Source organism: Stenotrophomonas sp. YJH_SMC_29 (genome assembly GCF_059371235.1).
In genome coordinates, this window is the sequence record NZ_JCAFUK010000013.1 from 18,314 (window position 1) to 33,684 (window position 15,371).

Genomic DNA, 15,371 nt, shown 5'->3' on the forward strand with positions numbered 1-15,371 from the left:
GTCGGCCGAAGCCATGCCAGCGCGCATGCGATTTCATCGGTTGCGCGGGATGCGCCAGTGAGCGCGCCGCTGTCGGCGGCGGAGTCGCCGCGTTTCGCGGTGATCGGGCTGGGCTACGTGGGGTTGCCGCTGGCCGTGGCCTTCGGCCGGCACTGGCCGACCCTCGGCTTTGACATCGATGCCGATCGCATCGCCGAGCTGCGCGATGGCCGGGACCATACGCTGGAAATGGAGGCCGACGAGCTGGCCAGTGCGCAACTGCTGCAGTACGGCAGCGAGCCGGACCTGCTGGATGCCTGCAACGTCTACATCGTCACCGTGCCGACGCCGATCGATGCGTACGAGCAGCCCGACCTGGAGCCGCTGCGTTCGGCCACGCGCCTGATCGCCAGCCATCTTCGCGCGGGCGACCTGGTGATCTACGAATCCACGGTGTATCCCGGCACCACCGAAGAAGTCTGCGTGCCGCTGCTGGAGCAGGTCTCCGGGCTGCGCTTCAACGTGGACTTCTACTGCGGTTACAGCCCGGAACGGGTCAGTCCCGGCGACCGCCATCGGCGCCTGGCCGACATCCGCAAGATCACTTCCGGCTCGACGCCGGAAGTGGCGGCGGTGATCGATGGCCTGTACCAGCGCATCATCGCCGCCGGGACCTTCCCGGCGCCATCGATGCGCGTGGCCGAAGCGGCCAAGGTGGTCGAGAACATCCAGCGTGACGTCAACATCGCGCTGGTCAATGAGCTGGCGCTGATCTTTGACCGGCTCGGCATCGATACCCAGGATGTACTCGATGCCGCCGGCAGCAAATGGAACTTCCTGCCTTTCCGGCCGGGGCTTGTCGGCGGCCACTGCATCGGCGTGGACCCGTACTACCTGCTGCACAAGTCCGAGAGCGTGGGCTACCACCCCGACCTGATCCACACCGCGCGGCAGGTCAACAACCGCGTCGGTGAACATGTGGCGTCGCGGGTGCTGGCGATGCTGGCCGAACGCGGCCGCGCACCCGCACAGTCGCGCATCCTGGTGCTGGGCGTGACCTTCAAGGAGGATTGCCCGGACCTGCGCAACAGCCGCGCGCTCGAGCTGGCGCAGCGCCTGCGTGATGCCGGCGCCGAGGTCGAGGTCAGCGACCCGTGGGTCGGCCCGGCGGCATTGGCCGATGCGGGCCTGGACTGGCGGCCCGAGCCGCAGGCGGGGCGTTACGACGCGGTGGTGCTGGCGGTGGCCCACGCCCGTTTCAAGGCGATGGACGAGGCGCAGATCCAGGCGTTGCTGGCACCTGATGGCCTGGTCTACGACGTGAAATCGGCCTGGCCGCGCAATGTGGTTGACGCTCGCCTGTAAACGCCGGTGCTGGCCGGCGCGGTAGACTCGCAGGCAGTTGCAACCAAGGAACGCCATGCACCGGTATATCGTCTACCTGCTCGCCATCCTGATGTTTCCCATCTGCCTGTGGCTGGCCACGATCTGGCCAGCCTGGTACTGGGGCGTCGGCCTGACTGCCGCGATGGTGGCGCTGGGGACCTGGGACCTGCTGCAGAAGCGCAGCACGCTGCGCCGCAACTATCCGGTGATGGCGCATTTCCGCTACGGCCTGGAATCGATCGGCCCGGAGATCCGCCAGTACTTCGTGCAGAGCGACCTGGAGGACGTGCCGTTCTCGCGCCAGCAGCGTGCGCTGATCTACCAGCGCGCCAAGAACGAGATGGACACGGTGCCGTTCGGCACCCTGCGCAGCACCTATGCGGTGGATTATGAGTGGATCAACCACTCGCTGGCGCCGACCGCCATCGCCAAGCACGATTTCCGCGTGCTGATCGGTGCCAACTGTGCAAAGCCGTATTCGGCGAGCGTGTTCAATATTTCGGCGATGAGCTTTGGTTCCCTGTCGGCCAATGCGATCCGCGCATTGAACGAAGGCGCGCGGCGCGGTGGTTTCTACCACGACACCGGCGAAGGTTCGATTTCGCCGTACCACCGCGAGATGGGCGGCGACCTGGTGTGGGAGATCGGCTCGGGCTATTTCGGTTGCCGTGACGAGAAGGGCGGCTTCAGCGAAGAGCGCTTCATCGCCAATGCCACCCACGACCAGGTCAGGATGATCGAGATCAAGCTGTCGCAGGGCGCCAAGCCCGGCCACGGCGGCGTGCTGCCGGCACCGAAGGTGACCGCCGAGATCTCGGCCACCCGTGGCGTGCCAATGGGCGTGGACTGCGTCTCGCCGTCGCGTCACTCGGCCTTCTCCACGCCGGTCGAGCTGCTGCAGTTCGTGGCCCGGCTGCGCGAGCTGTCCGGTGGCAAGCCGGTTGGTTTCAAGCTGGCCATCGGCCACCCGTGGGAATGGTTCGGCATCGCCAAGGCGATGCAGGAAACCGGGCTGCTGCCGGACTTCATCGTCGTCGATGGTGCCGAGGGCGGCACCGGCGCGGCACCGGCCGAATTTGTCGACCATGTCGGCGTACCGATGCACGAAGCACTGCTGCTGGTGCACAACACCCTGGTCGGCCTGGACCTGCGCGAGCGCATCCGCATCGGCGCGGCCGGCAAGATCACCAGTGCATTCGACATCGCGCGCACCATCGCCCTCGGTGCCGACTGGTGCAACGCCGGTCGTGGCTTCATGTTCGCACTGGGATGCATCCAGTCGCTGAGCTGCCACACCGACAAGTGCCCGACCGGCATCGCCACCCAGGACCCGGCGCGCTGGAAGCACCTGGATGCACCGGACAAGGCCACCCGGGTGTACAGCTATCACGAGCACACGCTGCATGCGTTGAAGGAGTTGTTGTGTGCCGCGGGCCTGAACGATCCGGCCGAGCTGGGGCCGGAGCACATCCTGCGTCGTGTTTCGCCCGTGGAGATCCGCTCGCTGGCGTCGCTGTACCGCTATCTGGAACCCGGTGAGCTGCTGCACAAGGTGCCCGACCATGCGGTGTTCCATGCGTTCTGGGCCGATGCGCGCAGCGACTCGTTCCAGCCGCCGCCGAAGATCCAGGCGCTGCGCGCCAGCAAGTCGCGCTAATGTCCCTGTAGCGTCGAGCCATGCTCGACTGCTTGTCTGGAACGAAGAACAGTCGAGCAGGGCTCGACGCTACAAGGAGACGTGATGCAGTTCAGGACCGGCACCATCGATGATGTCGCCACGCTGTGGGCGCTGCGCACGCGTTGTGTACGTGAAACCTGCAGCAGTCACTACCCTCCCGAGGTCATTGCACCGTGGTCGGCATCGCCGCCACCTTCGCAGTACGCGCGGTTGCTGGGGCAGGGCGGTTGCGTGGTGGCCGAGGACGGGCAGGGCGGCCTGCTCGGCTTCGGCGTGTTCGATATCGACGCCAACGAAGTCGATGCATTGTTCGTTGATCCGGACCGCGGTGGGCAGGGCATCGGCCAGGCCCTGATGCAGCGGTTGCTGGCGATGGCAGACCGCGGGCGTGAGGTGGTGCTGTCGGCCTCGCTCAATGCCGTGCCGTTCTATCAACGTCAGGGCTTTTTCAGCGTGCGCGAAGAGACTTACCCGCATCCCAGCGGCGTGGCGCTGGCCTCGGTGAGCATGCGCCGGCCGTGGTGATGTAGCGTCGAGCTTGCTCGACGCTACAACGCAGGCATCACCGCCCGGCCAACCACGCGATCACGCCCTCGGCCGCGCGCAGGCCACTGGCGTAACACGCAGTCAGCAGGTAGCCACCCGTCGGCGCTTCCCAGTCCAGCATCTCGCCGGCGCAGAACACGCCGGGCACTGCCCGCAGCATCAGGCCGTCGTCCATCGCATCCAGGCGCACGCCGCCGGCAGTGCTGATCACTTCGGCCATGGGTCGCGGCCGCAGCAGCCGCAGCGGCAGGCGCTTGAGCGTGGCAGCGACCGACGCTAGGTCGTTGCCCGCGTCCTTGCCGAGCAACTCGAACACCAGCGCGGCCTTCACCGCGTCCAGGCCGGCCTGGCGGCGCAGGTGCTCACCGAAGCTGCGGCCCTTGCGCGGGCGCGACAGTTCGGCCTGCAGGCGCGCCTCGTCGCGGCCCGGCACCAGGTCCAACCACAGCATGGCGTGGCCATCACGGTTGACGGTCTCGCGCAGATCCGCCGCCAGTGCGTACACCAGGCTGCCTTCGATGCCGTATCCGCTGACCACGCATTCGCCCTGCAGCGACTGTGGTTGTCCGTCCGGGTCGATCCAGTGCGCGACTACCGGCTTCAACGGCGCGCCGGCGTTGCGCTGGGCGAAGAACGGCGTCCAGTCCACGTCGAAACCGCAATTGGCCGACTGCAGCGGCGCGACATCGACGCCACGCGCCTGCAGGGCAGCGACCCAGGCGCCATCACTGCCCAGCTGTGGCCAGCTGCCGCCCCCCATGGCCAGCACGGTGGCATCGGCGTGAACCTCGATTTCGCCCGCTTCAGTGGCGAAGCGAAGCGCGCCGTCGTCACTCCAGCCGATCCAGCGATGGTTGGCATGCAGGCGCACGCCCTGTTCCTTCAGGCGGCGCACCCAGCCGCGCAGCAGCGGCGCGGCCTTGCGGTCGACCGGGAACACGCGGCCCGAGCTGCCCACATAGGTCTCCACGCCCAGGCCGGCGGCCCAGTCGCGCAGTGCCTGCGCGTCGAAGCCGTCCAGCCAGCGGCCCACGGCAGCGGCCTGTTCGCGGTAACGGCGGTCGAACAGCGGACGCGGATCGGAGTGGGTGAGGTTGAGCCCGCCCTTGCCGGCGATCAGGAACTTGCGGCCAGGCGACCCCTTCGCCTCGTACAGGTCGACGTCCAGCCCGGCGGCGCGCAGGCGCTCGGCAGCGAACAGGCCGGCCGGGCCACCACCGATCACGGCAACCCGACGCGCATCGGCGGAATTACGGTTTGACATCAAGCAGCTCGACGTCGAACACCAGCGACGAACCGGCCGGAATCGGGCCGACCCCGCGGTCGCCGTAACCGTAGTCCGGCGGGATCATCAGCGTGCGCTTGCCGCCGACCTTCATGCCGGCCACGCCCTCATCCCAGCCGCGGATGACCTGGCCGGCGCCGAGCGCGAAGGTGAACGGCTGGCCGTGCTTGAAGGAACTGTCGAAGGTCTTGCCGTGCTTGGTCTCGGTGCGGTTGTCGTAGATCCAGCCGGTGTAGTGCACGGTGACCTTGCTGCCGGGAACGGCTTCGGTGCCGGTGCCAGCGACGGTATCGATGCGCTCGAAGGTGGTCAGGGTGCCCCCCGGCGGCGGGCCGGACGGTTCGGTCGAGCAGCCAGCGGCGGCGAGGGACAGCAGCAGGGGAAGCAGCAGGCGGCGCATCGGGCGTCTCCGGTAGGCGCAGGTCGAGGGCGGCAAGGGTAGCGCATCGGCGCCGGGTATCATGGCGGCATGGCAAAACTCCTGCTCAATCTGCGCAATGTCGGTGACGACGAATATGCCGATGTCTGCACGCTGCTCGACCAGCACGGCATCGCCTGGTATCGCACCGAACCCAGCCCCTGGGGCATTTCCAACGGTGGCCTGTGGCTGCGCGAGGACGCCGATCATCCGCGCGCGAAGGCGCTGATGGCCGAGTACCAGGCGGCGCGCGGCGTGCGCGTGCGCGCCGAGCGCGAGCAGGCGTTGCGGGATGGCACGGCGGAGACCTTCGGCAGCCTGTTCCGGCGGCGGCCGGTCTACGTGGTGCTGGTACTGCTGGGGATGGTGGCTGCGGCGGCGCTGGTGCTGCTGCCGTTCGTGCTGTTGCGGGGGTAGAGCGTTCGGCCGGGTTGCACCCGGCACCCGCCGATGCAACGGCAACAGCAGCAGGCAATCCGTGGCGGGCAGGGCGGTGTGGGCAGGCGGGACACGCCGTAAACCCCGCTCCGCGGTCCGGCCCAGCCGCTGGCGACTGTGCGTTCGGGCGCTTGCGAAGCAGTGCTTCGCAAGCAAAGCGCCCTCACCCTTGGGGGCTCGATGGCGCCATCCATGGCGCCAACGGTCCCGCCTGCCCACACCGCCCTGCCCCTGACAGGTTTCGGGTGCCTGCCGGGGCCGGATCCCTCTGCCGTGCAGAGGGCTCTGACCCCTGAATCTGTCTGTGCGGGCGGGAGGCGCTAAAATGGCGGGATGATCGCCAACACCGCTGCCTACCATTTCGCCGTCATCGAACACCCCCAGGCCCTGTGCGACCAGCTGCTGGCGCGTGCCCAGGCGGGCGGGTTGCGGGGCACGATCCTGGTGGCGGGCGAGGGACTGAACCTGTTCCTGGCCGGTGCAGCGGACGCGGTCGAGGACTTCTACGCGGCGCTGCGCGCCGATGTGCGTTTCGCCTCTATGCGGGTCAAGACCAGCCTGAGTGAGCACCAGCCGTTCGCAAGGCTGAAGGCCAAGGTGAAGGACGAGATCATCAGCTTCCGTCGCGATGACGGCCAACCGCTGGACTATCCGCGCGCACCGGCGGTCGACCCGGCCACCGTGCAGCGCTGGCTGCGGCAGGGGCATGACGACGCCGGCAAGCCGGTGGTGATGCTCGATACCCGCAACCTGCAGGAAGTGGAGTACGGCACGTTCAAGGATGCGCTGGTGCTGCCCATCCACAAGTTCACCGAGCTGCCCGAGGCGCTGGCGCCGCACCGCGAAGCGTTGAAGGACAGCACGGTGGTCAGCTTCTGCACCGGTGGCATCCGCTGCGAGAAAGCAGCGCTGTGGATGGTCAACGACGGCATGGACAACGTCCTGCAGCTCGACGGCGGCATCCTGGGGTACTTCGAGGAGGTGGGCGGCGAGGGTTACGAAGGCCGCTGCTTCGTGTTCGACGAGCGCATTGCGCTGGATGCGGAACTGAAGCCGATGGTCGACCAGCCGTTGCCGGAGCCGCGCCCGAGCGCGTTCTGACCGCGCTCCGGTAGAGCCGGCCGCTGGCCGGCCGCGAAGCCCTCTACCTGAATGCCGGCCAGCGGCCGGCACTACCAATCGCGCTTGGCGCGGATCAGGGCACCCGGATCGGCCCGGTCAGCGCCGAACCCGCGCCGCGGGAATCAGCATCCTGCCACCGGCACTGGCCGCTGCGCCCGGCCGACCCCATGCAGGGGGGATCCTGTGACGGAAAACCGCTGATGATCCCGTTGTCGATCCTTGACCTGGCCCCGGTCTGCGAGGGCAGTGACACCACCGCCGCCTTCGCCAACATGCTGGAACTGGCCCAGCATGCCGATGCGCTGGGCTACCGCCGCTACTGGCTGGCCGAACACCACAACATGCCGGGCATCGCCAGCGCGGCCACGGCCGTGCTGATCGGCCACGTCGCGGGCGGCACCCGGCGCATCCGCGTCGGTGCCGGCGGCATCATGCTGCCCAACCATGCGCCGCTGCAGGTGGCCGAGCAGTTCGGCACGCTGGCGTCGCTGTATCCGGACCGCATCGATCTCGGCCTCGGCCGTGCGCCAGGCACCGATCAGCCGACTGCGCGTGCACTGCGCCGCTACTTTGACAGCGCCGACCAGTTCCCGCAGGACGTGCGCGAGCTGCTGCACTACTTCGAGCCGGTACAGCCCGGGCAGGCAGTGCAGGCGGTTCCGGGCGGTGGCCTGTGGGTGCCGACCTGGATCCTGGGGTCCAGCCTGTTCGGCGCGCGCATGGCCGCCGCGATGGGCCTGCCCTATGCGTTCGCTTCGCACTTCGCGCCCGACGCCATGGACGAGGCGCTGGCGGTGTACCGCCGCGAGTTCCGCCCCTCGGCCACGTGGAAGCAGCCGCACGCGATGCTGGCCCTGAATGTCGTCGCCAGTGACAGCGAGGCTGAATCGCGCCGCCTGTTCACCAGCCAGCAGCAGAGTTTCGTCAACCTGCGCCGCGGCCGGCCGGGCAAGATTCCGGCGCCGATCGACGACATCGAAGCGTTCTGGGAGCCGCACGAAAAGCTCGGCGTGGAGCGGGCCCTGGCCTGCACCGTGCTCGGCGATCCGCAGCAGGTGGCCGATGGCATCGCCGCGTTCGTTGAGCGGCACTCGCCGGACGAGCTGATGCTCACCGCCAACCTGTACGACCACCGCGCGCGCCTGCGTTCGTTCGAACTGGCGATGCAGGCCTGGCACGCCCGCCACGCGGGCTGAACAATGGCGTCACGGCCCGTTGCAGCCGCGACGGGTCTGATGGGGGCTCTACCCATTGGAGCCTCCCATGGCGGATACCCGCGCCGAACACATCGCCCAGCTGGCCGAACTGATCAAGGACGTGGAGGTGGCGATGTTCACCACCACCGGCGTCGACGGGCGGCTCTACAGCCGGCCGCTGGCCACCCAGCAGGTCACCTTCGACGGTGACCTTTGGTTCGTCATCACCGCCGACAGCCCGAAGGTTGCCGAGATCGCGCTTGATCCGCACGTCAACGTGGCCTATGCCTCGCCTTCGAAGAACACCTACGTCTCGGTGGCAGGGCGCGCGCGCATCGTTGACGACCGGGCGAAGATCGAGGAACTGTGGTCGCCGGCGATGAAGCTGTTCTTCCCCGGCGGCAAAGACGACCCGAACCTGCGCCTGATCCACGTGCGGGCCGATTCGGCCGAGTATTGGGATGGTCCGGGCACGCTGCTGGGCAAGGCGTTGAATTTCGTGCTGTCGGCGGTGCAGGACGAGCCGGCGCAACTGGCCGACAACGGCTTCATCGATCTTCGGTGACGACCGACGTCCGGTACGGGTAGTGCCGGTCGCTGGCCGGCAGACCTGGAAACGTGGCAGCCGGCCAGCGGCCGGCTCTACCGGGTTCCGGCTCAGAACCAACGCTGGAACAGGTCCACCGTGTAGCCCACCAGCTGCCCCGAACTGAAACCGAAGAAGGCGATCGCCGCCAACGCGGCGATCCAGTTGAACAGCATCAGCGCGCCATCGCGTTCCAGCAGCGCCAGCGAAAACAGCAGCAGCTGGAAGCCGAACAGGAAGTTGGTGAAGGGAATCGGCAACGACAGCAGCAGGCCCAGCAGCACCAGCAGCAGGCCGCTGAAGGCGTGGGTGGGGAGAGGCGTCAGCAGCTGCGGCAGGCGTGGCCTCAGCATCCTGTCCAGGCGCCGCAGCGGCCGGTCGATGCGGTCCAGGAAACGGTGCATGGTGCCGCGCTTGGGCCCGCGGCGGGCGACGAAACCGGGCAGCCAGGGCCGTCGCAGGCAGAACAGCATCTGCAGGCCGATCAGGATCACCAGCGGGCCACTGACCGCGCCGCCCATGCCCGGGATCGGGATGAAGGACGGCAGGATCGCCACGAACAGGAACACGCCGAACGCGCTCTGCTGCAGGTTGCCGAGAATCTGGCCCAGCGGCATGTGCTCGGCCGGGTCGCCGGAGGCAAACATCTCCAGCAGGGTGCGGATGCCCTCGTTGCGGTAGGCCGGGCGCTCGCCGCCTGGACCCTGGCCGGCCTCAGGCGGTGAGCTCATCGGCCTGCTCGTCGGACAGCGTGCGCAGCAGCAGCTTGTCCACCCGCGCACCGTCCAGGTCGACCACTTCGAAGCGCCAGCCGGCCCAGTCGAAGTACTCGCCTGCGTGCGGGATGCGGCCGAAGTAGTGGATGCACATGCCGGCCAGGGTGTAGTAATCGCCGTCCTCGGCATCGGGCAGCTCGTTGCTGCCGATCAGCTCGCGCAGGTCTTCGATCGGCAGCGAGCCATCCACCAGCAGCGAACCGTCCTCGCGGGTCACCACCAGCGCGTCTTCATCGGCATTCTCCACCGCCTGCAGGCGGCCGACGACGGCGCCCATCAGGTCGCTGATGGTCACCAGGCCCTGGATCTCGCCGTACTCGTCCACCACCAGCGCCATCGACTGCTGTTCCTCGCGGAAGATCTCCAGCAGCTTCATCGCATGGGTCGATTCGGAGACGTACAGCGGTTCGCGCAGGGTCTGGAACAGCGCGTTGTCGCCGCGCGCCATGCGCGTGGCCAGCGACTTCAGTTCAAGCACGCCGACCACGTCCATGTCGTTGTCGCGGTACACCGGGTACCGCGAGAACTCGTGCTCGGCCATGATTTCCAGGTTGCGCTCCAGCCCGGCCTGGGTATCCAGCCAGGCGATGCGGTTGCGCGGGGTCATCAGGCTGTCGGCGGTGCGGTCACCCAGGCGCATCACACGGTTCATCATGTCGCGCTCGTGGGCGTCGATCACGCCGGCTTCATGGCTCTCGGCCACGAGCATGCGGATCTCTTCTTCAGTCACCGAGGCGACTTCATCCTTGCCCAGGCCGAACAGGCGCAGCACCAGCTGGGTGGTCTTGGACAGCAGCCAGACGAAGGGCAGGGCCAGCTTGGCCAACCAGCTCATCGGCATCGCGACCAGGCCGGCAATCGCCTCTGAGCGGGTCAGCGCCAGGCGCTTGGGCACCAGTTCGCCGAAGATCAGCGTGATGAAGGTGATCAGGCTGACGGCCAGTGCGGTACCGATGTTGCCCGCGTACGCAAACCCCGGCATCAGCCCCTGGATCCAGCCGGCGAAGGCCTCGCCCAGCGCCTCACCGCCGAGGTAGCCGGTCAGCACGCCGATCACGGTGATGCCGATCTGCACGGTGGACAGGAAGCTCTCCGGCTTCTCCGACAGCTCCAGCGCCTTGGCCGCGCGCTTGGAGGTGGCAGCCATCTGCTTCAGGCGACTCTTGCGCGAGGTCATGACCGACATCTCGGACATGGCGAAGAAGCCGTTCAGCAGAACAAGCGCGAAGACAATCAGGATCATTTCAAACACGGGCGTCGTCCCCGGTTGGTGGCAGGGAGGGCGGGTGCTTGCGATGGCGGCAGGCGCTCAGGAACGGGGTCCGGCGCGGCGCAGGGGGATAAGGGTCGTCGTCCATAAGGTGCGCCCGAAGGCGCGCTGGCATCTTAGCAAAGGGGCGTGGCAGGGTGGCAACCGCCTGTTCAGGTTGGGGGTTCCGGCGCCCCGAAAGGCGGCGGGGATACCCGTGATGGTCATCTAGCCGTCATAATTCCGTCTGGTGCCGTCCTTCCCGCGACGGCTGACAGGTTTCTCAATGTTCTCTCTGCAGACCATTTTCGGTTCCGGCAAACAGTTCTACACCCTGCTCGATGAGGCTGCCGTCGCGGCGTCCGACGCCGCCAAGGCACTGCATTCCATGCTGCGCGAGGCCGATCGCCAGCCCGCGCTGGACGCCTTCAAGCTGGCCCGCCTGCGCGAACGCGCCGCCTCGGACAAGATCAGCCAGGCGCTGGTGGACAGCTTCATGACCCCGATCGAGCGCGAAGACATCGAAGCGCTGGGCTCGGCGCTGTACAAGATTCCGAAGCAGATCGAGAAGTTCGCCGATCGCTATTCGCTGGCCACGACGCACCTGGAGCACATCGACTTCGCGCCGCGCGCGGCGATGCTGGAACAGGCCGCCGGCGTGGTGGTGGAGATGGTGGCCGACCTGCGCCACATGAACCTGGACCGGATGACCGCGCTCAACGAGAAGCTGCGCTCGCTGGAGAACGAGGCCGACCGCCTGATGCTCGAGCTGTACCGCGACATCTATTCGGGCCGCCTGGACAACCTGCAGATGTTCCTGCTGAAGGAATTCTTCGAGATCCTGGAAAAGGCCATCGACCGCTGCCGCGAGGCCGGCGTGGTGGCGTACCAGATCGTGTTGAAGAACAGCTGACGGACGCCGCCGCATGTTGACCCTTGTCCTGGTGGTGATCCTGGCCGCGCTCGTCTTCGAGTTCATCAACGGCTTCCACGACACTGCCAACTCCATTGCCACGGTGGTGGCGACCAAGGTGCTCTCGCCCGGCTGGGCGGTGATGCTGGCCGCCTTCATGAACCTCATCGGTGCGCTGACCGGCACCGCGGTGGCGCTGACCATCGCCTCGGGCCTGCTCAACACCAACGTGGTCGAGGTCACCCCGCAGGTGATCCTATGCGCCCTGCTGGGCGGCATCATCTGGAACCTGATCACCTGGTGGAAGGGCCTGCCGTCCTCGTCCTCGCACGCGCTGATCGGTGGCCTCTGCGGCGCCGGCCTGGCCGCGGCCCACAACAACTGGGACGCGCTGATCTGGTCCGAGCGCCTGGGCAGCTGGGCGCAGAACAAGGGCCTGCTGTGGAAGGTGTTCGTGCCGATGATCACCTCGCCGATCGCCGGTTTCCTGCTTGGCATCGTGGTGATGGTGCTGCTGTGGGCGCTGATTGCCGGCCTGGCCAAGGTCGGTGGCGCCATCGGTCGCCTGGCCCGTCCGCGCATCGTCAACGCGTTCTTCGGCAAGGCGCAGATCGCGTCGGCGGCCTACATGGGCTTTGCCCACGGCCACAATGACGCCCAGAAGACGATGGGCATCATCGCCATGACCCTGATCGGTGCCGAAGCCACCGGCGCACTGGATGACCTGCCGTCCTGGCTGGCCTTCATGCACCCGGATGCGCATGCCGGTGACGGCATCGCGATGTGGATCGTGCTGACCTGTGCGGTGGTGATGGCGGCCGGTACCGCTTCGGGCGGCTGGAAGATCATCAAGACCCTGGGCCACAAGATGGTCAAGCTGCACCCGATCCACGGTTTCGCCGCGGAGACCAGCTCGGCCACCATCCTGACCCTGGCGGCCCACTTCGGCATGCCGGTCTCGACCACGCACAGCATCTCCACCGCGATCATGGGCGTCGGTTTCGCCAAGAACCCGCGTTCGCTGAAGTTCGGCGTGATCGAGCGCATCGTCTGGGCCTGGATCCTGACCATCCCGGCGGCCGGCGGGTGCGCCTACCTGATCCTGAAGCTGTTCGAGCTGTTCGGCTGGACCTGATGCCCGCAGCCCTGGGGTCAGAGCCCTTCCCCTGAGGAAAGGGATCTGACCCCGACAATCGAAAAAAGCCCGCCGGATTCCGGCGGGCTTTTTTCATGGTCGATCATTCCTCGGTATCCAGCGTGCCGACCAACGGTCGGCACCAACAGCAGCAGGAACCTGTCAGCGGCGGGGTGGGGTGGATAGGCAGGACCGTTGGCGCCATGGATGGCGCCATCGAGCCCCCATGGATGGGTTTACGGCGTGCCCTGCCTATCCACCCCGCCTCGCAAGCCCTCACGAAGCCAGCTTTGCCGTTGATCTTGCCGTTGCTGTCAGCGGGTGCCGGGCCGCAGGCCCGGCCGAACCCCTCAATTCCGTTGGAACAGGGCCTGCACATCCTTGCGGAACGCCGCCTGGCTGTCGGCACGGCTGTAGAACATGTGCCCGCCCGGATAGCTGCGCACCTGCACCCGGTCCGGATTGCTGCCCATCGTCGGCATCTGGTCCACGGTCAGGATCGATCCCATGAACGGGCACGACAGGTCGTTCCAGCCATGCACGATCAGCACCTGCAGGTGCGGGTCGATCGCCACTGCCTGGCGCAGCTGGGTCACCGCGCCCTGGCGCAGTTCGCCATTGCGGTCCCACAGCCGGTTCACGTCGTAGTTCAGCGCCTGGTAGCGCGCATCTACTTTCCAGCCGACCACGCGTGTCACGAAGTCGACCATCGCCGTGGTGGTCGGCGCGATGATGCTGTCCAGTAGCGGATCGTTGGCGCGCTGTTCCGGATCATTCGGGAATGGGTCGAACGCGGTCACGTTGGAGTCGTAGCGGCTGCCCAGCGTGCCCTTGTCGCGGAACACTTCGCGCAGGTAGGCCTGGGTTTCCAGGCGGCCACCGGCACGGCGCACGAACTGCGGGTCCAGTCCGGTCAGCTCGGTCACCCGGCGCAGCATCGCCTCGGTCGCCTGCGGATCGCTGCGGCCCTTCATCAATGCGGTGGCGTAGTCGCCACGGGTGTACTCCACCACCTCACGCATCGCCGCATCGGTCAACCTGCCCTGGCGCTCCAGGTGCGCGGCAGCGATCGACGGCAGCGTCTGCATCCACGCCATCGGCGAGACGTCGGCGTTGTCTTCCAGGGTCGGGCTCAGGTAGGGCGAAACCAGCACCAGGCCGTTCATCGCCACGCCCAGCCGGGTCTGCAGGAAGTGGGTGATGCGCGGGCCACGGTAGCCACCGTAGCTCTCGCCGGTCAGGTACTTGCGCGATGCCATGCGCTGGTTGCGCAGCAGCCAGTCGTAGATCGAGCGCGACAGGTATTCGATGTCGGCGGCAGGGTTGTACAGCTGCTTTTTCGCTTCCTCGTCGCCAATGCGCGCGCGGCTGAAGCCGGTGCCGACCGGATCGATGAACACCAGGTCGGTGAAGTCCAGCCAGGTACCCGGGTTGTCGTGCAGGGTCGCCGGCGCCGACGCGCTGTCGCCCTCGGAGCCGAAGGTCACCACCTTGGGTCCGATCGCGCCCATGTTGAGGTACACCGACGACGCGCCGGGACCGCCGTTGAGCGCGAAGGTCACCGGCCGGTCCTTGCCCGGCATCGTATAGGCGGTGAACACCACATCGGCGATCACCTTGCCCTTGGCGTCGCGCACCGGCAGGGTGCCGACGGTGGCGGTGTAGTCGAGCGTGCGACCTGCCAGGCGAATGCTCTGGCGCGCCGAGGCATCGGCGGGCAGCGCAGGCGCTTCGGTCTTGTCGTCTTTCGGGTCGGGCTTGGGGTCGGCGTCGGGCGCCGCCAGCACGCTGGCAGGAGCGACGAGCAGGCCGACGCAGAGCGCGGCAGTGTGCAGCAGGGACTTCATGGCACCGGATCGGCAGCGGAAGGGGATTCCGATGCTAGGCCGGTGGCAGCCCATGCCGTATGTGTCCAAAGGCATGGCGTGGCGTTGTGGCCACGACTGGCCAGATTGGGTCAAGCCGGCAGGGTGGCGGCCGCTTCGTCATCGGCCAGCAGGCCATAGACGGCCGAGTCGGCCAGTTCCCCTTGGATCCGCCAGCGCTGGCGCAGCACGCCTTCGCGATGGAAGCCGAGGCGTTCGAGCACGTGCGCGGATGGCGCATTGCGCGGATCGATCTCGGCTTCCACCCGATGCAGGTGCAGGGTGCGGAACAGGTAGGCCAGTACCTGTTGCAGGGCCTCGTGCATGTAGCCCTGTCCCTGCCGATCAGGCGACAGCAGGTAGCCGATCTCGGCGCGCGCTGCATCGCGGTCCACCGCGAACACCACGCAGATGCCCAGCAGCGGGCCCTCCAGCGATTCACGCACCGCCAGCTTCAGCTGGCTGCCGATGGCTTGGGCGGCCAGATCATCGTCGATCTGCGCGCGTGCTTCGGCCTGGCGTGTCCAGGCCGGATGGTTCCACCAGCGCATCACATCGGGGTTGGACTGCAGCGTGAACAGCGCGGCGGCGTCGTCACGGCGGATCGGGCTCAGGACCAGCCGTGCACTGTGCAGCGGCAGGCCGGGGAACAGCAGCGAGTGGCTGGCCAATACGATGGTCCACACGGGTGGACGCGCATTATGGCGCTGCCGGGTTTGCCGATGGGGGCGTAATGCCAAGGGCGCATGAACCGGTAGTGCCGGCCGCTGGCCGGCAGTCGAGGTTGCCGGCCAGCGCC

At 67.4% G+C, this 15,371-nt stretch carries 15 protein-coding genes; 9 read left to right on the top strand and 6 right to left on the bottom strand.

Going from position 1 to position 15,371, the window contains the following annotated elements:
• Positions 1-57 precede the first annotated feature (57 nt).
• The 3 genes from AC5P9I_RS14515 to AC5P9I_RS14525 all read left to right on the top strand — a co-directional run bounded on the left by AC5P9I_RS14515 (position 58) and on the right by AC5P9I_RS14525 (position 3,568).
• The gene (locus tag AC5P9I_RS14515) at positions 58-1,344 is read left to right on the top strand and encodes a nucleotide sugar dehydrogenase (protein WP_049468554.1); all 1,287 of its coding nucleotides are present in this window, start codon (positions 58-60) and stop codon (positions 1,342-1,344) included.
• 55 nt (positions 1,345-1,399) lie between these two features.
• The gene (locus tag AC5P9I_RS14520) at positions 1,400-3,022 is read left to right on the top strand and encodes an FMN-binding glutamate synthase family protein (protein WP_049468556.1); all 1,623 of its coding nucleotides are present in this window, start codon (positions 1,400-1,402) and stop codon (positions 3,020-3,022) included.
• An 84-nt stretch (positions 3,023-3,106) separates the two neighbouring features.
• Positions 3,107-3,568 carry a GNAT family N-acetyltransferase gene (locus AC5P9I_RS14525; RefSeq protein WP_049468557.1) on the top strand — a complete coding sequence of 154 codons (462 nt, stop codon included), beginning with the start codon at positions 3,107-3,109 and terminating at the stop codon, positions 3,566-3,568.
• A gap of 37 nt (positions 3,569-3,605) precedes the next feature.
• Here the strand turns inward: AC5P9I_RS14525 and AC5P9I_RS14530 are convergent, their stop codons facing one another.
• Positions 3,606-4,853 (bottom strand): TIGR03862 family flavoprotein, encoded by a 1,248-nt coding sequence (locus AC5P9I_RS14530; protein WP_049468559.1) that lies wholly within the window; start codon positions 4,851-4,853, stop codon positions 3,606-3,608.
• Complete coding sequence (locus AC5P9I_RS14535) at positions 4,840-5,274, bottom strand: FKBP-type peptidyl-prolyl cis-trans isomerase (RefSeq protein WP_049468561.1); 435 nt, start codon at positions 5,272-5,274, stop codon at positions 4,840-4,842. The genes AC5P9I_RS14530 and AC5P9I_RS14535 overlap by 14 nt, the downstream gene beginning before the upstream one ends.
• A gap of 69 nt (positions 5,275-5,343) precedes the next feature.
• On the opposite strand from AC5P9I_RS14535, the gene AC5P9I_RS14540 reads away from it, so the two are divergent.
• From AC5P9I_RS14540 to AC5P9I_RS14555, 4 genes are all read left to right on the top strand, one after another.
• Positions 5,344-5,709 carry a DUF6164 family protein gene (locus AC5P9I_RS14540; protein WP_049468563.1) on the top strand — a complete coding sequence of 122 codons (366 nt, stop codon included), beginning with the start codon at positions 5,344-5,346 and terminating at the stop codon, positions 5,707-5,709.
• A 354-nt stretch (positions 5,710-6,063) separates the two neighbouring features.
• Positions 6,064-6,831 carry a sulfurtransferase gene (locus AC5P9I_RS14545; RefSeq protein ID WP_049464764.1) on the top strand — a complete coding sequence of 256 codons (768 nt, stop codon included), beginning with the start codon at positions 6,064-6,066 and terminating at the stop codon, positions 6,829-6,831.
• 221 nt (positions 6,832-7,052) lie between these two features.
• Entirely contained in the window at positions 7,053-8,048 is a 996-nt protein-coding gene (locus tag AC5P9I_RS14550) for an LLM class flavin-dependent oxidoreductase (RefSeq protein WP_049464766.1), read from the top strand.
• 67 nt (positions 8,049-8,115) lie between these two features.
• On the top strand, positions 8,116-8,613 hold the full coding sequence (locus AC5P9I_RS14555; protein WP_014646688.1) for a pyridoxamine 5'-phosphate oxidase family protein: 498 nt from the start codon (positions 8,116-8,118) through the stop codon (positions 8,611-8,613).
• A 92-nt stretch (positions 8,614-8,705) separates the two neighbouring features.
• Here the strand turns inward: AC5P9I_RS14555 and AC5P9I_RS14560 are convergent, their stop codons facing one another.
• Positions 8,706-9,365: an exopolysaccharide biosynthesis protein gene (locus AC5P9I_RS14560; protein ID WP_049464770.1), complete on the bottom strand. Its 660-nt coding sequence runs from the start codon at positions 9,363-9,365 to the stop codon at positions 8,706-8,708.
• Positions 9,349-10,653: a hemolysin family protein gene (locus AC5P9I_RS14565; RefSeq protein WP_032959200.1), complete on the bottom strand. Its 1,305-nt coding sequence runs from the start codon at positions 10,651-10,653 to the stop codon at positions 9,349-9,351. The genes AC5P9I_RS14560 and AC5P9I_RS14565 overlap by 17 nt, the downstream gene beginning before the upstream one ends.
• A 292-nt stretch (positions 10,654-10,945) precedes the next feature.
• Between AC5P9I_RS14565 and AC5P9I_RS14570 the strand changes: the two genes are divergently transcribed.
• Both AC5P9I_RS14570 and AC5P9I_RS14575 read left to right on the top strand, forming a co-directional pair.
• Positions 10,946-11,572, top strand: coding sequence for a DUF47 domain-containing protein (locus AC5P9I_RS14570; protein ID WP_004152833.1), 627 nt, complete (start codon positions 10,946-10,948; stop codon positions 11,570-11,572).
• Between the two features lie 13 nt (positions 11,573-11,585).
• Entirely contained in the window at positions 11,586-12,707 is a 1,122-nt protein-coding gene (locus AC5P9I_RS14575; protein WP_049464772.1) for an inorganic phosphate transporter, read from the top strand.
• 350 nt (positions 12,708-13,057) lie between these two features.
• Here the strand turns inward: AC5P9I_RS14575 and AC5P9I_RS14580 are convergent, their stop codons facing one another.
• Both AC5P9I_RS14580 and AC5P9I_RS14585 read right to left on the bottom strand, forming a co-directional pair.
• Complete coding sequence (locus AC5P9I_RS14580) at positions 13,058-14,554, bottom strand: S10 family peptidase (RefSeq protein ID WP_049464704.1); 1,497 nt, start codon at positions 14,552-14,554, stop codon at positions 13,058-13,060.
• A gap of 110 nt (positions 14,555-14,664) precedes the next feature.
• A complete protein-coding gene (locus tag AC5P9I_RS14585; RefSeq protein ID WP_049464706.1) occupies positions 14,665-15,243 on the bottom strand; it encodes a GNAT family N-acetyltransferase in 579 nt (192 codons plus the stop codon).
• Positions 15,244-15,371: the final 128 nt, after the last annotated feature.

What these genes read in the sequence shown, in the direction of transcription:
- AC5P9I_RS14520 (WP_049468556.1), top strand. Translation starts at nt 1,400, where the DNA reads ATGCACCGGTATATCGTCTACCTGCTCGCCATCCTGATGTTTCCCATC.
- AC5P9I_RS14525 (WP_049468557.1), top strand. Translation starts at nt 3,107, where the DNA reads ATGCAGTTCAGGACCGGCACCATCGATGATGTCGCCACGCTGTGGGCG.
- AC5P9I_RS14530 (WP_049468559.1), bottom strand. Translation starts at nt 4,853, where the DNA reads ATGTCAAACCGTAATTCCGCCGATGCGCGTCGGGTTGCCGTGATCGGT.
- AC5P9I_RS14535 (WP_049468561.1), bottom strand. Translation starts at nt 5,274, where the DNA reads ATGCGCCGCCTGCTGCTTCCCCTGCTGCTGTCCCTCGCCGCCGCTGGC.
- AC5P9I_RS14540 (WP_049468563.1), top strand. Translation starts at nt 5,344, where the DNA reads ATGGCAAAACTCCTGCTCAATCTGCGCAATGTCGGTGACGACGAATAT.
- AC5P9I_RS14545 (WP_049464764.1), top strand. Translation starts at nt 6,064, where the DNA reads ATGATCGCCAACACCGCTGCCTACCATTTCGCCGTCATCGAACACCCC.
- AC5P9I_RS14550 (WP_049464766.1), top strand. Translation starts at nt 7,053, where the DNA reads ATGATCCCGTTGTCGATCCTTGACCTGGCCCCGGTCTGCGAGGGCAGT.
- AC5P9I_RS14555 (WP_014646688.1), top strand. Translation starts at nt 8,116, where the DNA reads ATGGCGGATACCCGCGCCGAACACATCGCCCAGCTGGCCGAACTGATC.
- AC5P9I_RS14560 (WP_049464770.1), bottom strand. Translation starts at nt 9,365, where the DNA reads ATGAGCTCACCGCCTGAGGCCGGCCAGGGTCCAGGCGGCGAGCGCCCG.
- AC5P9I_RS14565 (WP_032959200.1), bottom strand. Translation starts at nt 10,653, where the DNA reads ATGATCCTGATTGTCTTCGCGCTTGTTCTGCTGAACGGCTTCTTCGCC.
- AC5P9I_RS14570 (WP_004152833.1), top strand. Translation starts at nt 10,946, where the DNA reads ATGTTCTCTCTGCAGACCATTTTCGGTTCCGGCAAACAGTTCTACACC.
- AC5P9I_RS14575 (WP_049464772.1), top strand. Translation starts at nt 11,586, where the DNA reads ATGTTGACCCTTGTCCTGGTGGTGATCCTGGCCGCGCTCGTCTTCGAG.
- AC5P9I_RS14580 (WP_049464704.1), bottom strand. Translation starts at nt 14,554, where the DNA reads ATGAAGTCCCTGCTGCACACTGCCGCGCTCTGCGTCGGCCTGCTCGTC.